This window comes from Meridianimaribacter flavus (assembly GCF_004366715.1).
GTDB lineage: Bacteria > Bacteroidota > Bacteroidia > Flavobacteriales > Flavobacteriaceae > Gaetbulibacter_B > Gaetbulibacter_B jejuensis.
The window spans coordinates 201,013-221,337 of sequence record NZ_SOQZ01000002.1 but is presented as its reverse complement, the minus strand read 5'-3'; the positions used below and the strand labels follow the sequence as shown (position 1 = coordinate 221,337).

Genomic DNA, 20,325 nt, shown 5'->3' with positions numbered 1-20,325 from the left:
CAAATTTTTAACCTCTTAGCCTACGTTATCAACGACATAGGCTTTTTTATTGTTAATTACTTTATGGGTTGTGTATTTCATTTTTTAAAGTGATATATTATATTAGCATCCTATCACTAAATTCACTCAATTCTATGTCAGAACAAACCAATTATACCGAAGATAATATACGCTCACTCGACTGGAAAGAACATATTAGAATGCGTCCAGGAATGTATATTGGTAAACTTGGTGATGGCTCATCTCCAGACGATGGTATTTACATTCTTTTAAAAGAAGTATTAGATAACTCTATTGACGAGTATGTCATGGGAGCAGGAAAAACCATTGAAATTTCCATACAAGGAAACAAGGTTATAGTTCGCGATTACGGACGTGGTATTCCGCTTGGTAAAGTTGTAGATGTTGTGTCTAAAATGAATACAGGTGGTAAGTACGATTCTAGAGCGTTTAAAAAATCGGTAGGACTTAATGGTGTTGGTACAAAAGCTGTAAATGCATTATCAAACTATTTTAGAGTAGAATCTACACGTGATGGAAAATCAGCTTCAGCAGAGTTTGAACAAGGAAATCTTACAAACCAAGAAACTTTAGACGATACATCAAGACGAAAAGGAACCAAAGTATCTTTTATTCCTGACGAAACCATATTTAAAAACTATAAGTATAGAAATGAGTATGTAGAAAAAATGCTCAAAAACTATGTGTACTTAAATCCTGGATTAACCATTGTCTTTAATGGAGAAAAGTATTATAGTGAAAATGGTCTTAAAGATTTACTGTCTGAAAACATTAGTGAGACTGATGTGCTATATCCAATTGTGCATCTAAAAGGAGATGATATTGAAATAGCTTTAACTCACAGTAAAACGCAGTATAGCGAGCAATATCATTCTTTTGTTAACGGACAAAATACCACTCAAGGAGGTACGCACTTAGCGGCTTTTAGAGAAGCTTTAGTGAAGACCATTCGTGAATTTTACGGTAAAAACTATGAAGCTTCTGATGTTAGAAAATCTATAGTTGCTGCTATTTCAATAAAAGTAATGGAGCCTGTTTTTGAAAGTCAAACGAAAACAAAATTAGGTTCAACTGATATGGGAGGCGATTTGCCCACTGTAAGAACTTATGTAAATGACTTTATAAAAACATACTTAGACAACTTTTTACATAAAAACCCTGATACTGCTGAGAAAATTCAACGTAAAATTTTACAGGCAGAACGTGAGCGTAAAGAATTGTCAGGAATTAGAAAACTTGCAAAAGACAGAGCTAAAAAGGCAAGTCTTCATAATAAAAAATTAAGAGACTGTCGTGTTCATTTTGGTGATACTAAAAACGAAAGAAACTTAGAAACTACCTTATTTATTACTGAGGGAGATTCTGCATCGGGAAGTATTACAAAGTCTAGAGACGTGAATACTCAAGCGGTTTTCAGCTTAAAAGGAAAACCTTTAAACTGCTACGGACTAAGTAAGAAAATTGTATACGAAAACGAAGAGTTCAACCTATTACAAGCAGCCTTAAATATTGAAGAGTCATTAGAAGACTTACGTTATAACAATGTGGTTATCGCTACTGATGCCGATGTTGATGGTATGCATATTAGATTGTTGTTGATTACGTTTTTCCTGCAATTTTTCCCAGAAGTTATAAAAGAAGGTCATTTATATATATTACAAACACCTTTGTTTAGGGTTCGTAATAAGAAAAAAACCATTTATTGCTATACAGACGAAGAGCGTCTAAATGCTATAGAAGAATTAAAACCAAAACCAGAAATCACACGATTTAAAGGTCTTGGTGAGATTTCACCAGATGAGTTTAAACACTTTATTGGCGAAGATATTCGTTTAGATCCTGTAATGTTAGACAAAGACATGTCTATTGAAGAATTACTGTCGTTTTACATGGGTAAAAACACACCAGACAGACAAGAATTTATCATTAATAACCTTAAAGTTGAGTTAGATATCGTTGAGGAGAGTGTATGAGAACCAACAACTCAAAAGTTAGAAATGTGATAATATCGGTATATTTTATACTGATAGTGCTTGCCATATTTTTTGCAACCGTTTTTAGCGCATTCAAGGATTTAACTAGCAATCCGTTACTTACGTTTGTTATTATAGCTTTAAGTTTTGCGTTTTTGTTCTTTGTGGTGCATAGTATTTCTAAATATTTTGAGTATGATAGTGATGGACTTAAAGTAGTAGTGTCTAATAAAGGTTTATTGCTTTCAGATCATTTTAACTATCGTGAGCATACTGTAGAGTTTGAAAAAGAAAATCTCACAGGATATAAGTTTGTGAATTTTATAATTTATAAAGGCTTAATACTTTATATTAAAGATAGAAGAGGACACACAAAAAAAGAACGTTTTAATGTAACTTTGGTTTCTAAAAAAAAGCGCAAGTATATAAGACAGTCATTGAGTAAAATGATTAAACTAAACCGAAAACAACACTAATTAATGAGCGAAGAAAAAGACGATTTGTTGAATGAACATGACGATAATCAGGAAACAATTACCAGAGTTACTGGTATGTATAAAGACTGGTTTTTGGATTACGCATCGTATGTAATTCTAGAACGTGCTGTACCAGCAATTGAAGATGGTTTTAAACCAGTTCAACGACGTATTATGCACTCTATGAAAGACTTAGATGATGGTCGTTATAACAAAGTGGCTAATATAGTTGGTCATACTATGCAGTACCATCCTCATGGAGATGCAAGTATTGCTGATGCCATGGTACAAATTGGTCAAAAAGATTTACTCATTGATACCCAAGGAAACTGGGGAAATATTCTTACAGGAGATAGTGCTGCAGCATCGCGTTATATTGAAGCACGCTTATCTAAATTTGCTTTAGATGTGGTGTATAACCCAAAAATTACTGAGTGGCAAGCTAGTTATGACGGTCGTCGTAAAGAGCCTGTAAATCTTCCGGTAATGTTTCCGTTATTATTAGCTCAAGGTGGAGAAGGTATTGCAGTTGGACTGTCAACTAAAATTTTACCGCACAACTTTATTGAGTTAATAGACGCTTCTGTTAAACACTTAAAAGGAAAGCGCTTTACAATATATCCAGATTTCCCTACTGCAGGAATCGCTGATTTTACGAACTATAATGATGGAAACAGAGGAGGTAAAGTTCGTGTTAGAGCAAAAATTTCTCAGTTAGATAAAAATACTTTAGTAATTACCGAAATTCCTTTTGGTACTAACACCTCTTCATTAATTGATTCTATCCTTAAGGCGAATGAAAAAGGAAAAATCAAGATTAAAAAGATTGAAGACAATACTGCAGCAGAAGTAGAAATACTTGTGCATTTACCTAACGGAATTTCGCCTGATAAAACCATTGATGCACTTTATGCATTTACCAATTGCGAGACCTCAATTTCTCCATTAGGTTGTGTTATTGAAGATAACAAGCCATTGTTTATTGGTGTTTCTGAAATGCTACGTCGTTCTACAGACAATACTGTTCAGCTTTTAAAAAGTGAATTAGAAATAAAGCTAGGAGAGTTTGAAGAGCAGTGGCATTTTGCATCTTTAGAGCGTATTTTCATTGAAAACAGAATTTATCGTGATATTGAAGAAGAAGAAACTTGGGAAGGTGTTATAAAAGCTATAGATAAAGGACTTCAGCCACATATTAAACATCTAAAACGCGCAATTACTGAAGACGATATTGTTAGATTAACCGAAATACGAATTAAGCGTATTTCAAAATTTGATATTGAAAAAGCACAACAAAAAATTGATGCTCTTGAAGAACAAATCGCTGAAGTAAAACACCATTTAGATAACCTTATCGACTATGCTATTGCTTATTTTGAGCGATTGAAAAAAGACTATGGTGAAGGTAAGGAGCGAATGACTGAAATTCGTGTGTTTGATGATGTTGATGCTACAAAAGTTGTAATTAGAAACACAAAACTTTATGTGAATAGAGAAGAAGGTTTTGTAGGTACTTCGCTTAAAAGAGATGAATATGTGTGTGATTGTAGTGATATTGATGACATTATAGTGTTTACACGAGAAGGTAAAATGATGGTTACCAAAGTGGATTCAAAAACATTTATAGGTAAAGATATCATTCACGTAGCTGTATTTAAGAAAAAAGACAAGCGTACCATCTATAATATGATTTATAGAGATGGAAAAGGAGGTCCAACGTATGTAAAACGTTTTGCCGTAACTTCAATAACTCGAGATAGAGAGTACGATTTAACTAATGGCTCGAAGAGTTCTTTAGTGTATTATTTCTCTGCTAATCCTAATGGTGAAGCAGAGGTGGTAACCGTTTTGTTACGTCAAGTAGGAAGTATCAAAAAACTAAAATGGGATTTGGATTTTGCCGATGTACTTATAAAAGGTCGAGCTTCTAAAGGAAATTTAGTTACTAAATACTCTGTAAAACGCATTGAGCTTAAAGAAAAAGGAGTTTCGACTTTAAAACCAAGAAAAATTTGGTTTGATGATACAGTACAACGATTAAATGTTGATGGTAGAGGAGAGCTGGTTGGTGAGTTTAGAGGAGAAGACCGTATTTTAATCATAACTCAATCTGGTATAGTAAAGACTATTATTCCTGAAATTACCACGCATTTTGATGACGATATGATTGTCATGGAAAAATGGGTGCCTAAAAAGCCTATTTCAGCTATATATTATAATGGCGAAAAAGAGTTGTACTATGTCAAGCGTTTTTTAATTGAGAATGAAGGAAAGGAAGAAGTTTTTATCTCGGAACATCCTGAGTCTCGTTTAGAAATTGTTTCAACCGATTGGAAACCTATTGCCGAAATTGAATTCACCAAAGAAAGAGGTAAAGACCGTAAACCTAATTTAGAAATCAATCTTGAAGAGTTCATAGCTATTAAAGGAATTACAGCTTTAGGGAATCAACTAACAAAAGATAAAGTAAACCAAGTAAGCTTACTTGAACCATTGCCTTATGAAGCTCCAGAGGAAGTGCCTGCTGATGATATAGAGGTTGTTGACGAAACTGAAGTTAGTAATGATGACAATGCTCCTAAGGCATCAAGCGACAATAAGCCAGAGTCGAATTCATCAAACAGTTCAACTAATAATGACGACAACAATTTTGAAACTGATGAAGAAGGACAAATTACACTGTTTTAAGCTTTAATTAGCTAAGAACAAAATTTACTTGTTCTTGTTTTTTGTAACTCTGTAGTTTAAAAATTCTACAAACAGTGAAAATGCTATAGCAAAGTACAAATATCCTTTTGGTATAGCTCCAACAGTTTGTCCAAAAACAGAAGTGTGAGATAAATGCGCAGCTTCAGTAATAAGCATAAAACCAATAAGTATTAGAAACGCTAATCCTAATATTTGCATACTTGGATGAGTGTCTATAAATTTTCTAATTGGGTTTGCAAAACCTATCATGATTATTATTGAAATAACTACAGCAATAATCATAAGCACTAAAGCGTAATTGTGGTTTGGGTGTAAACCATTGGTCATTCCTACTGCAGTTAAAATAGAGTCTACAGAAAAGATAAAGTCAATAATCAAAATTTGAGTAATGGCTTGCGATAACGAGGTGATTTTTTTGTGTTTTACATTGTTTTCATCATGGCTTGGGGTTTCAACTTTTTCTCTAATTTCAGAAGTGCTTTTATAGATAAGAAAAAGTCCACCAGCAAATAAAATAATAGCTTGCCAACTAATACCAACATGTAGCCAAGAGTTATCTATCGTATAAAAAGGCTCTTTAAGTCCAATTAAAAAGGAAACGAAAAACAACAAAATAATACGTTGTAACATGGCTAGTAGTAAACCAATGTTTGTGGCTTTGCTACGTTGGTGTTCAGGTAGCTTGTTGGCAGCAATAGATATGAAAACGATATTATCTATTCCTAAGATGATTTCAAGGAATGTCAATGTTAACAATGCCATTATAGCATCTGGTGTAAGTAAAAACTCTAACATTTTTTAATCGATTTTAGTGGCAACTCCTTTTTCAACGCGATTAGGTCTATTTTGCTCTTTTACAGCATAGGTGTATTCAAACGTATATGAATTGTCAGTTGTATTTAGAATTTTCATGTGTATAGCTTTTGCTTCTTGTGTAGACTTAGGGTGTAGTTTTTTTAAAATAAACTCGCAGTCATTTATCCATCGTACAGAAGACGAATCAGCTTTTCCTTCAATAAAATCAATACTATAATCTTCCGTTCTGGTAAATTTTGCAGTTTTCTCTACACCATTGTCGAGATAAGAAAATTCAAAAGTTCCTGTTTTGTAATCACTACAATTACGTTCAGTTTGAAAACAGCTCGAAAACAAGGCTAAAAAGCAAATACAAATAAGTAGTCTCATAAAAGTTAATTGTAATACAAAATTACGAAAAGAAACCTACCAATTTATTTGTTGCTATTATAAAAAGAATGTGAGTAAAACTATTTAACAAAATCTTCAAAAGTACCATCGTCATAAAAAATTACAATTCTATTTATTTTCTTTTCAGATGAATTTGAAGTAGGAGAAGGTGATTGGGTTATTGTTTCAATAGTTTTAATTTCGGGTTGAACAATTTTTTGCTTTTCGGTAGCAGGAAATTCTCCCTTACCATTCATTAACCAATACAATTCAACTTCGGGATAGGAGTGTAGCACTTTCAAAACAAAATCTAAACTAGGCTTATTTCGTCCTGAAAGTATATGCGAAATACTAGAGCGTTGCACACCAATTTTTTCTGCAAAAGACGATGCACTTTCACCATAAAAATCGATGACTTTTTGTAGTCGGATAATGAATTCTTCGTTGTTTATCATTGTAAACACACAAATTTAAGATTTGGTGTTACAAATGTAACAAATAATATGATATGTAGATTATTATTGTTTCATATTTAATAATTTTATATATATTATAACTTTAATTGAAGTGTATTAAATGACTGATAAATAATAATTTAAATAAATAAATATATAAATGTTAAAAATAAGATGGTTGAATAAACTGTTCCCAGTTTAAAAATTAAATTTTCTGTTTACAAGTGTATTTATTTCATCAATTTTTTGTGTTTACAATTGTAAATTTACAATTGTATACCTTTGTAGTATTAAAGAAAATCTATGGATATTGAATTGATTAAAAACGCCTATAGTTTTAGTAAGGAAAAGTCATTGCATCATCGATATATTTGTAATGATCATATTGTTTCTTTGCTTAATAATTTATCATCAAATTTTAGTGTTGATGTCATTGGAGAATCGGTTAATGGAGAAGATATTTTTTCTGTTACTGTTGGTAAAGGTGATAAACGTTTATTGTTATGGTCGCAAATGCACGGTAATGAAAGCACAACTACAAAAGCGCTTTTTGATGTGTTTAACTTCCTTGCGTCTAATAATAGTTACGCTAAGGCTATTTTAAATAACTGTACTTTAAAAATCATTCCTATACTTAATCCTGATGGTGCTAGAGCATATACACGAGTTAATGCAAATGAGGTTGACCTAAATAGAGATGCTCAAAACCTTACTCAACCAGAAAGTTTAGTTCTTAAAACGTGTTTTGAAGACTTTAAACCAGACTATTGCTATAATTTACATGGTCAGCGTACAATTTTTAGTGCAGGAAAATCCAATAACTCAGCTATAGTGTCTTTTTTGTCTCCAGCGCAAGATGAAGCTCGTAGTCTTTCTAAAAACAGAAAAATAGCTATGGAAGTGATTTCGGTTATGAATAATACGTTGCAAAAAGTTATACCTAACAAAGTTGGTATTTATGATGATGCATTTAATATTAACTGTGTAGGAGACACGTTTCAACATAAAGGTGTGCCTACTATTTTGTTTGAAGCTGGACATTTTCCAAATGATTATGCTAGAGAAGAAACCAGAGCGCTTATTTTTAATTCGCTATTAACATCTTTCAATTATATTGCAAATAATAATGTCGAAGGAGAAGGTTATGAGTCTTATTTTGATATTCCAGCAAATGAGAAGCTGTTTTTCGATATTATTATTAGAAATGCAGATGTAAATGGTGAAATTTTGGACATTGCGATTCAATATGAAGAGCGATTGAAAGAAAATTCCATCATTTTTGTGCCAAAAATTCAAAAAATTTCAAAATTAGAAAACTTTTATGCTCACAGGGAAATAAATGCCAACAATAGCAAGGTTTTAGATGCTAAAAATGGTGCTCTAAAAGTGGAAAGCGAAAACGATTTCGTTTTGATAAACAATCAAAAAACTTCATTATATCTTTAAAAAAATCACTTTTCCTTGTATTATCTTCAATAAAAATCTACTATTTTTGCTTTAAATTTAAAGAAAATTAAAAATGGCAAAATTCAAATTAGACGATATAGATCACCAAATTCTAGATATGTTGATCGATAATACAAGAGTTCCTTTTACAGATATTGCAAAAAAATTAGTTATTTCTGCAGGTACAGTACATGTGAGAGTGAAAAAAATGGAGGAAGCTGGTATTATACAAGGTTCGTCTTTGACACTTGACTATAAAAAGCTGGGATATTCTTTTATAGCTTATGTTGGTATATTTTTACAAAACACCTCTCAAACTAAATTTGTTTTAGAGCGTATTAATGAAATACCTTTTGTTACTGTAGCTCATATTACTACAGGAAAATTCAATATTTTCTGTAAAATTAGAGCAAGAAACACTGACCATGCTAAGGATGTCATTTTTAAACTAGACGATATTGATGGTGTTTATAGAACAGAAACTATGATTTCTCTTGAGGAAAGCATTAACGATAAAAAACGTTTAATGCACACTATTTTTAATGATATGTAACCATCACTAACTAATAAACATAACAAGAAGCCCTTTGCTCTAGAGTAAAGGGTTTATTTTTTGTAGTATTCAAAGGCTTCAATTATAAGTTCGTTGTCCACTAAACAATCAATTTTTGGTGTTCCTATGGCTTCTAGTAGCACAAAATTGATGTTTCCGTGTTCGTTTTTCTTATCGTGTTTTAAGAGCTCAATTATCTCAGGGTAATCATTATCATCAAAATCTACTTGAGCAAATACATTTAAAATCACTTTTTTTACTTCTTCCAAATCTGCTTCAGGGAAATTGAATAGTCTTGAAGAGATATAAGTTTCTAAAATCATACCAATAGCTATAGCTTCACCATGAAGCAAATCGGTTTTATTCGGATTACTTAAAAAGTAAGACTCTATAGCATGACCAAGTGTGTGACCATAATTAAGTGTTTTTCTAACGCTATTTTCAAAAGGATCTTTAGTAACAATAGTATTTTTTATAATAACAGATTCGTGGATAAGTGCATCTAAATCGTCAAGATTGAGTTTTGATAAGTCGGTCATTTTATCCCAATAATTTCTATCGTAGATTAAACCATGCTTTAGCATTTCAGCTAACCCTGATTTTAAATGACTTTGTGGTAAAGTGGAAAGGAAGTTAGTGTCAATTAACACCATATCACCAGAGTCAATAACACCTATTTGATTTTTTAAGCTCCCTAAGTCAACACCGGTTTTTCCTCCCACAGAGGCATCTACCATAGCTAAAAGAGAAGTAGGAATGTTTATGTATTTAATTCCGCGTTTAAAGGTACAAGCAACAAATCCGCCTAAATCGGTTACAACACCTCCACCAAGGTTAAGTATTAAGCTTTTTCGGTCTCCACCAAGCTCAGAAAGCGCATTCCAAACACCAACGCAAGTCTCAATGGTTTTATGGGTTTCTCCAGGTTCAATTTCAATAATTTCAATAGCAACATCAGTTTCTAGACGCGATAAAAACTCAGGTAAGCAATTTGTATTCGTGTTAGAATCGGTAATTATAAAAATTTTAGAAAACCTATTAGAAGCCAAATACTCATTAATGGCAGTGTAACAGTTTGAATTAAAATGAATTGTGCTGTCTTTGGTTGTAATGGAATTCATAAAATGCATCTATACTTTAAATAGGGTATGAAAATAAGTAGATTTTGATTAAAAATAGAAGATGAATAAATATATTTGCTATTATTTTGTTCAGATAATGATAGATAAAAATTTATTTGAAAACACTGAGGTTGCTTTTCAGTTAAAAAGTGACTCAGAGTTAGAGCGTGCTTATTTTTTGTTTAAAATGATTTCTCACGAGCCTTTAGTGAGAATAGGAACTGCGGCTACAAACTTTGCGCTAAAAGCACATTTACCTGTTGAAGGCTTAATTAGGTCAACTGTTTTTGATCACTTTTGTGGTGGTGTAAGTGAAGATGATTGTCTTAATGTAATTGATAAGATGTATGAAAAGGGAGTGTGTTCGGTTTTAGATTATTCGGTAGAAGGAAAAGAAGTTGAATCACATTTTGATGATGCTATGGAGAAAACCTTGAAGATCATAAGGTTTTCAGATGAAAAGGATGCGATGCCTATTGCTGTATTTAAGCCTACTGGTTTTGGTAGATTTCACTTATATCAAAAAAAAGGTGAAGGAAAAGCGTTTACTAGTGAGGAGCAAGATGAGTGGAATAGAGTAGTGGAACGATTTCATGCCGTATGTAAATTGGCAAAAGAACGCGATGTTGAATTGCTTGTTGATGCTGAAGAGAGTTGGATGCAAGATGCAGCTGATGATCTAATTGAAGAAATGATGTCTATTTACAATAAAGAAAAACCTATTGTTTATAATACATTGCAAACGTATCGTTGGGATAGATTAGATTATTTAAAGAATTTACACACTAGAGCTAAAGAAAAAGGGTTTACAATAGGTGTGAAAATTGTTAGAGGTGCATATATGGAGAAAGAACGTGAGCGTGCTGAAAAGAAAGGTTACGAATCTCCTATCTGTGAAAATAAGCTAGCTACTGACAATTGTTTTAATGATACGCTTACTTATGCTTTAGAGCATTTAAAGGATATTTCGGTTTTTATAGGTACTCATAATGAATACAGTTGTTATCTAGCTATGGACTTGATGGAGCAGCTTAAAATAGAGAAAGAAGATAACAGAGTGTGGTTTGGTCAACTTTATGGAATGAGTGATCATATTAGTTTTAATCTGGCTGATAATGGCTATAATGTTGCTAAATACGTTCCATTTGGACCAGTTAAAGATGTAATGCCATATTTGATAAGAAGAGCAGAAGAGAATACATCTGTTGCAGGACAAACGAGTAGAGAGCTTAGTTTATTAAAAACTGAAAAGAAAAGAAGAAAGCTATAAAAAAAACTCCAATCAATTGATTGGAGTTTTTGTTTATTTAAACTGATACCATTTTTTCTTTCTGTTTGGGTTATTGCCATAACCGTATCCGTAACCTTTTTTGTGCAAAGTTCCATTTAGCAGAACAGCCATATTAGGTAAGCGTTTTTCGGTGTACATGGTTTGAGCAATGTGTAATTGACGTTTGTCTATGTTATTAGCACTAACAACATAAATAAACATATCGGCAAACTTGCTAATCAATAAAGTATCAGTGACTAAACCTACTGCAGCTGTGTCTACAATGATATAATCATATTTTTTCTTTACGGTATTAAATAAGTGCTTTAGTCTGTCGCTCATTAATAATTCAGCAGGATTTGGAGGGATAGCTCCAGAAGGAATGACATCAAGAAAAGGGTTGTCTTTTGCTTTTACTATCACATCTTCAACATTTAATGATTTGTCTGAGATGAAGTTGGTTAATCCAATGTCGCTTTTAATGTTTAAATAATCATTAACCCTAGGTACTCTAATATCTGTTTCAATAATCAGAGTTCTTTTTTCTGAAAAAGAAAAAGAAGAAGCTAAATTAATTGAGGTATGCGATTTCCCTTCTTGACTAGTGGTTGATGTTACAAAAATAGTCTTACACTCAGTTTCAATTTCCTGAAGCATAAAATTGATGTTTGTTCTTATTATTCTAAAAGCTTCTGCTTTGGGTGAATAATCAATACTTTTTACTAGTCTAGCTTTTGTTTTTGATCTTGGAATATCTCCAATAAAAGGTGCTGATATTAGCTTTAAAACGTCGTTTTTAGAACGTATTTTTGTGTCAAGAATATCCAATAAATAAATAATTGATAGAGGTAAAAAAAGTCCCAAAATAAGGGCAGCTAAGTATACAGTGGTTTTTTTTGGTGATTCAGGTTTATAAGAAGCATAAGCGGTATCGATTACTTTGGCATTGGGAGTTGATATTCCAAAAGAAATAGCAGTCTCTTCTCTTTTTTGGAGTAGATATAAAAATAAAGACTCTTTAATATTTTGTTGGCGAGCTACGTCTCTAAATTGTCTTGCCTTTGTTGGTGCAGAATATATTTGAGAGCTTATTCTTGCATCTTCTCTCTTTAAACTATTAAGCGTAATTTCATTTGTTGTTTGAATATTGTTTAAACTTTGGTTTAAATTATTTCGTAAAGCAGCAATTTCATTATTAAGGTTAATAACAGTTGGGTTTTTTTCGGTTGAAGTTTTTAAAATTCTATTCCGTTGAAGGACCAGTTCATTATAACTTTTTGTTATTTGGTTTACATTACTGTCAGAAATGCCAATGTCAGCAGGTAAAAGCTCTGAATTTGTATCGTTTTCAGCTAAATAATCCTTCATGTAGTCAACTAGCTGTATTTGATTGGATGTGCTAACAAGCTTTGTTTCATTTTCCCTTTCACTTTGCAGGAAAATATCTGATTGTGTAGCAAGAGCAGTTAGCCGGTGGTTTTTTTGTAATGTTTCAGCAGTTAAATCAATTTTTTCAAGTTCGTTTGAAACAATTTCAAGTCTGCTGTTGATAAAGTCTGAAGTGGTTTGTACGACCAATTGTTTGTCGGAAATAACCTCATTGTTGTATTCTTCTACAACTTTGTCAAGTATTAACTTAGCTTTTTCCCTAATATTCTCAGTTAGCGTTATGTTAAGTATGTTTGAGGCTTCTTTTGCAGGAGCAACAGTTATCATTTTTTGATATTGCTCTACAACTTTTTCAACCGGTAACATTTGAATTTTGATGCTCTTTTCTGAAATAATATTATTTTCATTTATACTTGGAGTAATGATAATATCACCGAAACCAGTTTTAATTCTATCTCCAAATGCATATTCTCTAGCATTTGAACTTTCAATTTCCAGCAGTTCATTACTTTCTTCGTTAGAGAGTGTGAATTTTGTTGGCGATTTTATTTTTACGTATAGTGTTGTGTCTACTAAATTGAGTAATGAATCAGATTCAAAAAAACTTACAACGATTGGAGGATTTGTGTAAACCTCTTGCTCTTTTATTTTGCCTCTAAGAAAATACCTTTTGTTTAACTTTAAGTCTTTTACAACTCTTCTAATAAGAGTTCTAGATTTTATTATCTCAATTTCGTCAGCAACATTAGCAAAGTTTTTGGAGAATAAACCGTAATCTTTTAGTGCAGCTAGTTCAGGAAGTCTTTCTGATTTTTTTTCACTATTTATTTTTATTGTTGTTGTTGCTTGATATACATATGTTGCATACCTTAAATAAATATAAGCTAGACCTATACATATAATAAGAGATAATAGAATAAGTTTCCATTTTGATAAAAACAAATCGATTTTATCTCTTAATTCGTAAGATGTTGTAGGGTTGTTTTGGTTCATGCTAGTTATTTAATTAAAATTGCCGCAATGGTTGCTAATGTTGAAACAGCTGCTATGATTACCCCATTATTTTGATTGTATGATGATTGTCTAACTTTAGCGTTATTAGGCTCTACGTACAACACATCGTTTTGCTCAAGGTAGTAAATAGGAGAGTTTACGATATTAATTGACGTTAAATCAATTTTAGAGAATCTTTTTTGTCCGTCAACTTCTCTAATTAAGAGTACATTTTTTCTGTTCCCTTGAATCGTTAAATCACCTGCTAGCCCTAAAGCTTCAGGTAATGTAACCCTTTCATCTTGTATGGTAAAAGTTCCTGGTCTAGCAACTTCACCTAAAACAGACACTGTAAAATTAGCTAACCGTATATTGACAATAGGTTCTTTTATATATTCAGTAAGTTTTTCTTTTAGAAAATTTGTTGACTGAGTTCGTGTCAAGCCTCCTAATTTTATTTTCCCTAAGACAGGAAATTCAATATCTCCATTTATATCAATAAGGTAAGTTTGCATTTTTAAACTTCCTTGAGCGCTAATAACAGATGAGTTATATGATACGGCTGGTAAATTAAATGGCATTGCTGATTCAGGGTTAAGGGCTGATACGTCTATAGTAAGTAAATCATCAGTTTTATATTTTAACTCGTAGTTGTGAATATTTGACTCATCCATTACTCTTAAAGGTTCGTCTTGAAAATAAACGATATCTTTTTTAGAGGCACAAGAAGTTACTAAAATAGATAAAGCAAAGAGAGTTTTTAATAGTGTTCTTTTATACATTTTTAATGCTTTTAAGTTATTTGTTTTTCGAGTCCAAAACCTCGTATTTTGAGTTGTTAGATATATATTCAGGAATAATTTCTTTTATTAAAGATACAATTTCTAATGTTTGTATTTTCGAATTAACCTTACAAATATTAAGTATTTTAGATTCAATTTTATTTATATCTATTTGTTTGGTTTTGGCAATCATTATTTTTTCATGATAGGTTGGCTTGGTGTTTTCTCCATCAGCTAGTAATTCTTCATAAATTTTTTCACCTGGCCTCAGCCCTGTTATTTTTATATCGATATCTTCAGGAAATCTTAACCCTGAAAGGATGATCATATTTTTTGCCAAATCATAAATTTTAACAGATCTTCCCATGTCAAAGACAAATATCTCGCCGCCATTTCCCATAGCAGAAGCCTCAAGCACGAGTTGACATGCCTCAGGAATAGTCATAAAATATCGAGTGATTTCACTATGGGTTACTGTAAGTGGTCCACCAGCTTCAATTTGTTTTTTAAATAAAGGTATGACAGAGCCATTTGAACCTAAAACATTTCCAAATCTAGTGGTTATGAATTTGGTTTGACCTTTGCCTTTTAAACAATTGACGTAAAGTTCAGCAATACGTTTTGAAGCTCCCATTACATTTGTAGGATTAACAGCTTTATCAGTTGATATGAGTATAAATTTATTTACACCATGTTTTACTGAAAGACCAGCCACGTTTTTGGTACCTCTTACATTAACACTTACAGCCTCATAAGGATTGTTTTCCATGAATGGTACATGTTTGTAAGCAGCAGCATGAAAAACCAGTTTCGGTTTATAGGTGTTAAACAAATGCTCCATTCTGCCATAATCTCTAACATCTGCAACTATAGCTGTGAAGTTTTTGAAACCATTTTGGACAAATTCTTGTTGTAGGTCGTATAGTGCAGACTCAGCAGAATCTATTAAAATGAGTTTTTTGTAACTGTAGTTGTTTATTTTTCTTGCAATTTCACTTCCAATAGAGCCAGCAGCTCCTGTTATTAAGATAACTTGATTTTCATATTCGTTATTAAGGCTAGGGTTAATGATGTTTATAGGCTCTCTACCTAATAAATCTTCAATTTTAACGTCTTTAATTTGTCCAACACTCAAGTCTCCATCAATCCATTGTTGAACAGGAGGAACAATTTTAACTTTAAGACCTAATTCGAATAATTGAGCTGTAATTTGTAATAAGCGAGTAGAGTCAACACTTTGAATAGAGATGATAACTTCTTCAATGTTGTTTTTTTCTATGAAATTTTTGGTTATTTTATCTAGACCATAAACAATTAGTAAGTTTATTTTCTTTCCTATTTTACTAGGATTGTCATCAATAAACCCAACAACTTCATATCCTCTTTTAGGGTCGTTAGAAATAGCATCATATGTTATAAGTCCTGAGTTTCCAGCTCCATAAATAAGTACATTGGTAAAAGTTTTGTAGTCTTGCTGTAAGTTGTTGTAAATGGACTTAATTACTAATTTAGAGCCTACTAGCAATAATATATTAAGTAGTAGGTGTATATATATAATTGTTCCAGAAATGTTGAAAGTACTATCAAAATTAAATTTTCTACTGAAAAAAGTAGATATAATTAATATAGTAGCTAATATGTTAACACCAATTATTATATTGATAACATCTTTATATCCTGTAAATCTAACTACTCCTTTGTGGGACCCAACAGCCAAAAAACTAATTAAAGCAGCTAATACAACAAAAGGCAGTTGTTTAAGCATTAATGTGAGGTTAAAAACGAGGCTGAAATTAAATCTAATTAAGTAAGCAATAAAAAAAGTGAAAACTACAATACATAAATCAAAGATGAGCACCAACCATTTTGATGCATATCTGTTTGAAATTTTATGTAAAAGTTCCATTAACATATTCAAAAATAGGCTTTTATTGTTGAAATAACTCTATTTAGTTCATTGTCAGTTAAATTTGAACCGCTTGGTAAACATAAACCACGTTCAAATAATTCATCTGAAATCCCGTTAAGATATTTAGGAGTATCTTTAAATACAGGTTGCTGGTGCATTGGTTTCCATAATGGACGCGTTTCAATGTTTTCTTTTTCTAGCTTATGCCTGATGTTTTCTCTTGTTTTAAAATCAGGTGTTAATATGCAACTTAACCATCTATTTGAAAAACAATCTTCAGCTTCATTTAAAAACTCAATAGCGTCAATTTTATTTAATTGGTTGTAGTAAAACTCAAAGTTTTGCCTTCTTTTATTAACATATTGATCTAAAACAGTCATTTGACCACGACCAATACCTGCTAAAACATTAGACATTCTGTAATTATATCCAATATTTGAATGTAGATAAGAAGGGTCTTTATCACGAGCTTGGGTAGCTAAAAAAACAGCTTTGTCTTTTATGTTATTATCTTTTGTTACAAGAGCTCCACCTCCAGAAGTGGTAATTATCTTATTTCCGTTAAAGGATAGAATAGAGATATTAGCTAAAGTTCCACATTTTTTGTTTTTGTAAACACTGCCTAAAGCTTCTGCGCTGTCTTCGATTACTGGTATATTGTAAGTATTAGCAATACTGTTTATTTGGTCAGCTTTATAAGGCATTCCGTATAGGTGTACAGCAATAATGGCTTTTGGTTTTTTACCTTTCTTAATTCTGTCTTTTATAGCAATTTCAAGTAATTCAGGACACATGTTCCAAGTGTCTTTCTCACTGTCAATAAAAATTGGTTGAGCGCCTTGATAAATTATTGGGTTTGCAGATGCAGCAAAAGTAAAACTTTGGCATATAACTTCATCACCAGAAGAAACTCCTAGTAAAACAAGAGCTAAGTGTATTGCAGCAGTTCCTGAGCTTAACGCGGCAACTGAATTGTTGTTGCCGAGATAACCTTGGATATCTCTTTCAAAACCATCAACATTAGGTCCTAATGGAGCAACCCAATTGGTTTCAAAAGCATGATTTATGTAATGCTGCTCTTTACCACTCATGTGAGGGGAGGACAGCCAAATTCTCGATTCCATAATCAAAACGTTAAGTGTGTTTGAATGCTATCAATTTTGTTTAAACCTAGGGATTTGGAACAGTAACAGTATTTGGATGAAATTTTTTAAAGTTAACTAAATATAAATATCAACTAATAAATATCCTGAATACAAATAAACACGATAAAAAACAGTTTTTTACGTTGATATTTTTAAGATCTATAAACTATTTATTGTTTTTACTATTTCATTAGTCAATTCTGTAATAGATTTCCTCCCAAAATTGTAGTTTTTTTAAGCTTAGTATTAGTAAAACACTTTCTTTTATGAGACTAAAATTATTATCAGGTAAATATATTTACAGAAAAGAATCATATTAAGATACGTCTTCTATCTTTGGTGGTAATTCTAGAAATTTTAAAGGCTTCTTTGATAGATTCCTAATGATTTTTTATTTAGCAAGCCTCTTAAGCAAATCTACATCGTGGCCAAAAACTATAACATCCAGATTATGGATTATAAATTGAAAACAGGTTTTATTTTTTTTGATATATTCTTCAAAAGCTCATACATAATTAAATCCATTATAATACAAACGAATATACTATATTTGAACCAATCATTTAATGAGTTTTTATAAATTTTATACTGTGGTAGATTGTAAAACCATAGTTTTCTAGAATGATTATCTAATCCTTTCTAAGTTGTTTAATGAAAAGTAATCCATTTACATCATCTACTTACTCAAGAATTTGGTCTAAGCATTTTAATAAAAAAAAGCCGGATGTTTCATTTGCTTTTTTGGATGGAGTTAAGTTTGTTAAACATAGTTTATTGCCATTGTATATTAATGTGGGTAAAAACTTAACAAAAGGGGTTGGTTATGAAATAGATGAAAGTGCCAATGATTATAAAGGCAAAACAATTTTAATTTACGATGTGCCTAAATACTTTAGTATTCCTGAACTTAAGAATTACGAGAAATCAACATTAAGGCTTAAAAAAGTGTTTCAATACTTTGGGTACCTAATGGATATTTCAAATTACACTACCTATGAAGAATATATTAAAGCACAATTTAATTCAAAAAATAGGAGGGAATTTAGATCAAACATTAGAAAATTAGAAGAAAGTTTCGACATTGACTATAGATTTGTTTACAAGTCAATTGATGAGAGTGAATATGAAAAGATTTTTAATGAGTTTTATAAACTGCTTTCACTTCGATATAATGAAAAAGGAATTAACCTACATATATTGAACACTAGGGAATGGGGCTTTTATAAGGATTTGGTTTATGAAATGATACAAGAGAAAAAAGCATTAATGTTGATTATATCTGATAGAGATACTCCTATTGGTATAACATTGAATTTTTTGTCAGAAAACATATTGTTTGAAACGATTACTGTTTTTGATCCTGATTATTATAAATTTAGTATTGGTAAAACATCTATAATTAAACTATTGGAGTGGTGCTTTGAGAATAATTATGTTATTTCTGACTTTTCAAAAGGGAGTTTTGATTATAAGCAAAAATGGAGCAATATGAAATATGAGTTTAACTATCATATACTTTATGATAAAAACTCTATTAAGTCACGTCTTTTAACAAAAGCTATTGAATATTTTTTCAAATTAAAATTGTTTTTGCGTAATAAAAATTTTAGCATGTTTTACAGGAAAGTACTTTTTCTGTTTGAAGGAAATAGTGTCAAATCTAACACCAAATTCACTGCTGTTGATTTAAATTTTTTTGAACCAAATGACTCTTATGTTTTAGTAGATATTAATGATGATGACTATTTTTTCTTAAAGAAATTTGTTTGTGCTTTTTTGTTCGCTAATCCACAACACATCTCAAAAGTATTGATATACAAAAATATTTCTGAGAATGAATACATAATAAAAGGTACAGATAACGTTAAAAAAATAACAATTTTAACTTGATCGGTAAGCAGGAAAGTAATTGGAGTTTGTTGCTTCGTTTTTAGATAATAATTTTTTGTAAACATCAACATCAACAATATATTTCCATAGACTAAATGTTTCTAGTTCTTTAGAAAAGGATTTCTTAAAGCGTAATAACGAGTCTTCTTTACTGCCAAGACCACCACCAAGGTTAAGGTATTTGCAGTCTTCATTTGTAGCTAATATTCTCATTTCGTCAATCAGCATTTTTACAGGCATAATATTGAGGAAATCTGTTTTAGTTCCTGATAAGTGATATTGCACAATTTGGTTTGTTTTAACAAACATTACACCTGATATGTATTGATTGGTTTCATTATCAATAGCTAATAACAAGTCAGTTTCAAAATCATTACATTTTAGAAAATTGAAGAAATAATCTTTATCAAAATAATAAGAGTCTTCGGCATCTACACGATTCATGTTTTCATAATAAATGTCAATAAATGCTTCAATTTCTTCTTGTGTTTGAGCTTTTTTAATAGTGCACAATCGCCTAGATTTATTGATGTGTGATTTGATTCTACGCTGATATCCTTGACGCTGTACTTCAATATCATTAGTGAGATCGATAAACACAACAGAACTTAAGTCTTCACAGTCACCTAAATTTTTTAAAATGTCTTTTTGATGACTGATAAATGGGTTTAATCTACTGAATACAGAAACAATCTTTTTATTAAAGAGGTATTCTTTAAATTCAGTTATAAATTGTGTGTTGTTAAAATTGTAAGATATGTTTTTAGAAACAGGACCAGAATAACCGTAAACAGAAGTGATATCGAAATAATCAGTCCCTTTAATTGGTCTTATAATTAAAGGTATGGCTATTAGGTAATTGTCTTTTTCAAATTGTAAGAGTACACATTTTTCATCTTCTTGTTTGGATATTGTATGATAGTCATAAGTGTGATAAAAGTCGTAAGTATCAACTTTACTGAGAACATTATCCCATTCTTGCTTTGAAGTTATTTCTTTTATCATTTT

Annotated in this window: 16 protein-coding genes; 7 read left to right on the top strand and 9 right to left on the bottom strand. The window is 31.3% G+C overall.

What is annotated here, in order from left to right; translation table 11 throughout:
- The first annotated feature begins 134 nt into the window (after positions 1-134).
- The 3 genes from A8975_RS05785 to A8975_RS05775 are packed head-to-tail and all read left to right on the top strand — an operon-like array spanning position 135 to position 5,158.
- Positions 135-1,994 (top strand): DNA topoisomerase IV subunit B, encoded by a 1,860-nt coding sequence (locus A8975_RS05785; RefSeq protein WP_134199023.1) that lies wholly within the window; start codon positions 135-137, stop codon positions 1,992-1,994.
- 26 nt (positions 1,995-2,020) lie between these two features.
- Entirely contained in the window at positions 2,021-2,470 is a 450-nt protein-coding gene (locus A8975_RS05780; protein WP_238155786.1) for a hypothetical protein, read from the top strand.
- Positions 2,471-2,473: 3 nt separating this feature from the next.
- On the top strand, positions 2,474-5,158 hold the full coding sequence (locus A8975_RS05775) for a DNA gyrase/topoisomerase IV subunit A (protein ID WP_134199021.1): 2,685 nt from the start codon (positions 2,474-2,476) through the stop codon (positions 5,156-5,158).
- Positions 5,159-5,182: 24 nt separating this feature from the next.
- Here A8975_RS05775 and A8975_RS05770 read toward each other — a convergent pair whose 3' ends face one another.
- The 3 genes from A8975_RS05770 to A8975_RS05760 form a co-directional block, all read right to left on the bottom strand.
- A complete protein-coding gene (locus A8975_RS05770) occupies positions 5,183-5,974 on the bottom strand; it encodes a TerC family protein (RefSeq protein ID WP_129760133.1) in 792 nt (263 codons plus the stop codon).
- Positions 5,975-5,977: 3 nt separating this feature from the next.
- Positions 5,978-6,364, bottom strand: a complete 387-nt coding sequence (locus A8975_RS05765; protein ID WP_134199019.1) for a hypothetical protein — start codon at positions 6,362-6,364, stop codon at positions 5,978-5,980.
- Positions 6,365-6,444: 80 nt separating this feature from the next.
- Positions 6,445-6,819, bottom strand: a complete 375-nt coding sequence (locus A8975_RS05760; protein WP_134199017.1) for a helix-turn-helix transcriptional regulator — start codon at positions 6,817-6,819, stop codon at positions 6,445-6,447.
- Between the two features lie 303 nt (positions 6,820-7,122).
- Between A8975_RS05760 and A8975_RS05755 the strand changes: the two genes are divergently transcribed.
- Together A8975_RS05755 and A8975_RS05750 are read left to right on the top strand one after the other, a co-directional pair.
- Positions 7,123-8,265, top strand: coding sequence for a M14 family zinc carboxypeptidase (locus A8975_RS05755; protein WP_134199015.1), 1,143 nt, complete (start codon positions 7,123-7,125; stop codon positions 8,263-8,265).
- Between the two features lie 73 nt (positions 8,266-8,338).
- Entirely contained in the window at positions 8,339-8,818 is a 480-nt protein-coding gene (locus A8975_RS05750; protein ID WP_129760129.1) for an Lrp/AsnC family transcriptional regulator, read from the top strand.
- A 53-nt stretch (positions 8,819-8,871) separates the two neighbouring features.
- Here the strand turns inward: A8975_RS05750 and aroB are convergent, their stop codons facing one another.
- The gene (aroB, locus tag A8975_RS05745) at positions 8,872-9,939 is read right to left on the bottom strand and encodes a 3-dehydroquinate synthase (protein WP_129760128.1); all 1,068 of its coding nucleotides are present in this window, start codon (positions 9,937-9,939) and stop codon (positions 8,872-8,874) included.
- A gap of 61 nt (positions 9,940-10,000) precedes the next feature.
- Between aroB and A8975_RS05740 the strand changes: the two genes are divergently transcribed.
- Positions 10,001-11,209 (top strand): proline dehydrogenase family protein, encoded by a 1,209-nt coding sequence (locus A8975_RS05740; RefSeq protein WP_370450269.1) that lies wholly within the window; start codon positions 10,001-10,003, stop codon positions 11,207-11,209.
- 33 nt (positions 11,210-11,242) lie between these two features.
- Here A8975_RS05740 and A8975_RS05735 read toward each other — a convergent pair whose 3' ends face one another.
- From A8975_RS05735 to A8975_RS05720, 4 genes are all read right to left on the bottom strand, one after another.
- Entirely contained in the window at positions 11,243-13,591 is a 2,349-nt protein-coding gene (locus A8975_RS05735; protein ID WP_129760127.1) for a GumC family protein, read from the bottom strand.
- 5 nt (positions 13,592-13,596) lie between these two features.
- Positions 13,597-14,373: a polysaccharide biosynthesis/export family protein gene (locus A8975_RS05730; protein ID WP_129760126.1), complete on the bottom strand. Its 777-nt coding sequence runs from the start codon at positions 14,371-14,373 to the stop codon at positions 13,597-13,599.
- 16 nt (positions 14,374-14,389) lie between these two features.
- Positions 14,390-16,138: a nucleoside-diphosphate sugar epimerase/dehydratase gene (locus A8975_RS05725; protein WP_317128039.1), complete on the bottom strand. Its 1,749-nt coding sequence runs from the start codon at positions 16,136-16,138 to the stop codon at positions 14,390-14,392.
- 149 nt (positions 16,139-16,287) lie between these two features.
- Positions 16,288-17,406, bottom strand: a complete 1,119-nt coding sequence (locus A8975_RS05720; RefSeq protein ID WP_134199011.1) for a DegT/DnrJ/EryC1/StrS family aminotransferase — start codon at positions 17,404-17,406, stop codon at positions 16,288-16,290.
- A gap of 672 nt (positions 17,407-18,078) precedes the next feature.
- Here A8975_RS05720 and A8975_RS05715 point away from each other — a divergent pair.
- Positions 18,079-19,317 carry a GNAT family N-acetyltransferase gene (locus A8975_RS05715; RefSeq protein WP_129760123.1) on the top strand — a complete coding sequence of 413 codons (1,239 nt, stop codon included), beginning with the start codon at positions 18,079-18,081 and terminating at the stop codon, positions 19,315-19,317.
- Here A8975_RS05715 and A8975_RS05710 read toward each other — a convergent pair.
- Entirely contained in the window at positions 19,309-20,322 is a 1,014-nt protein-coding gene (locus tag A8975_RS05710) for a peptidoglycan bridge formation glycyltransferase FemA/FemB family protein (RefSeq protein ID WP_129760122.1), read from the bottom strand. The two genes, A8975_RS05715 and A8975_RS05710, sit on opposite strands and share 9 nt — an antisense overlap.
- Between the last annotated feature and the right edge of the window lie 3 nt (positions 20,323-20,325).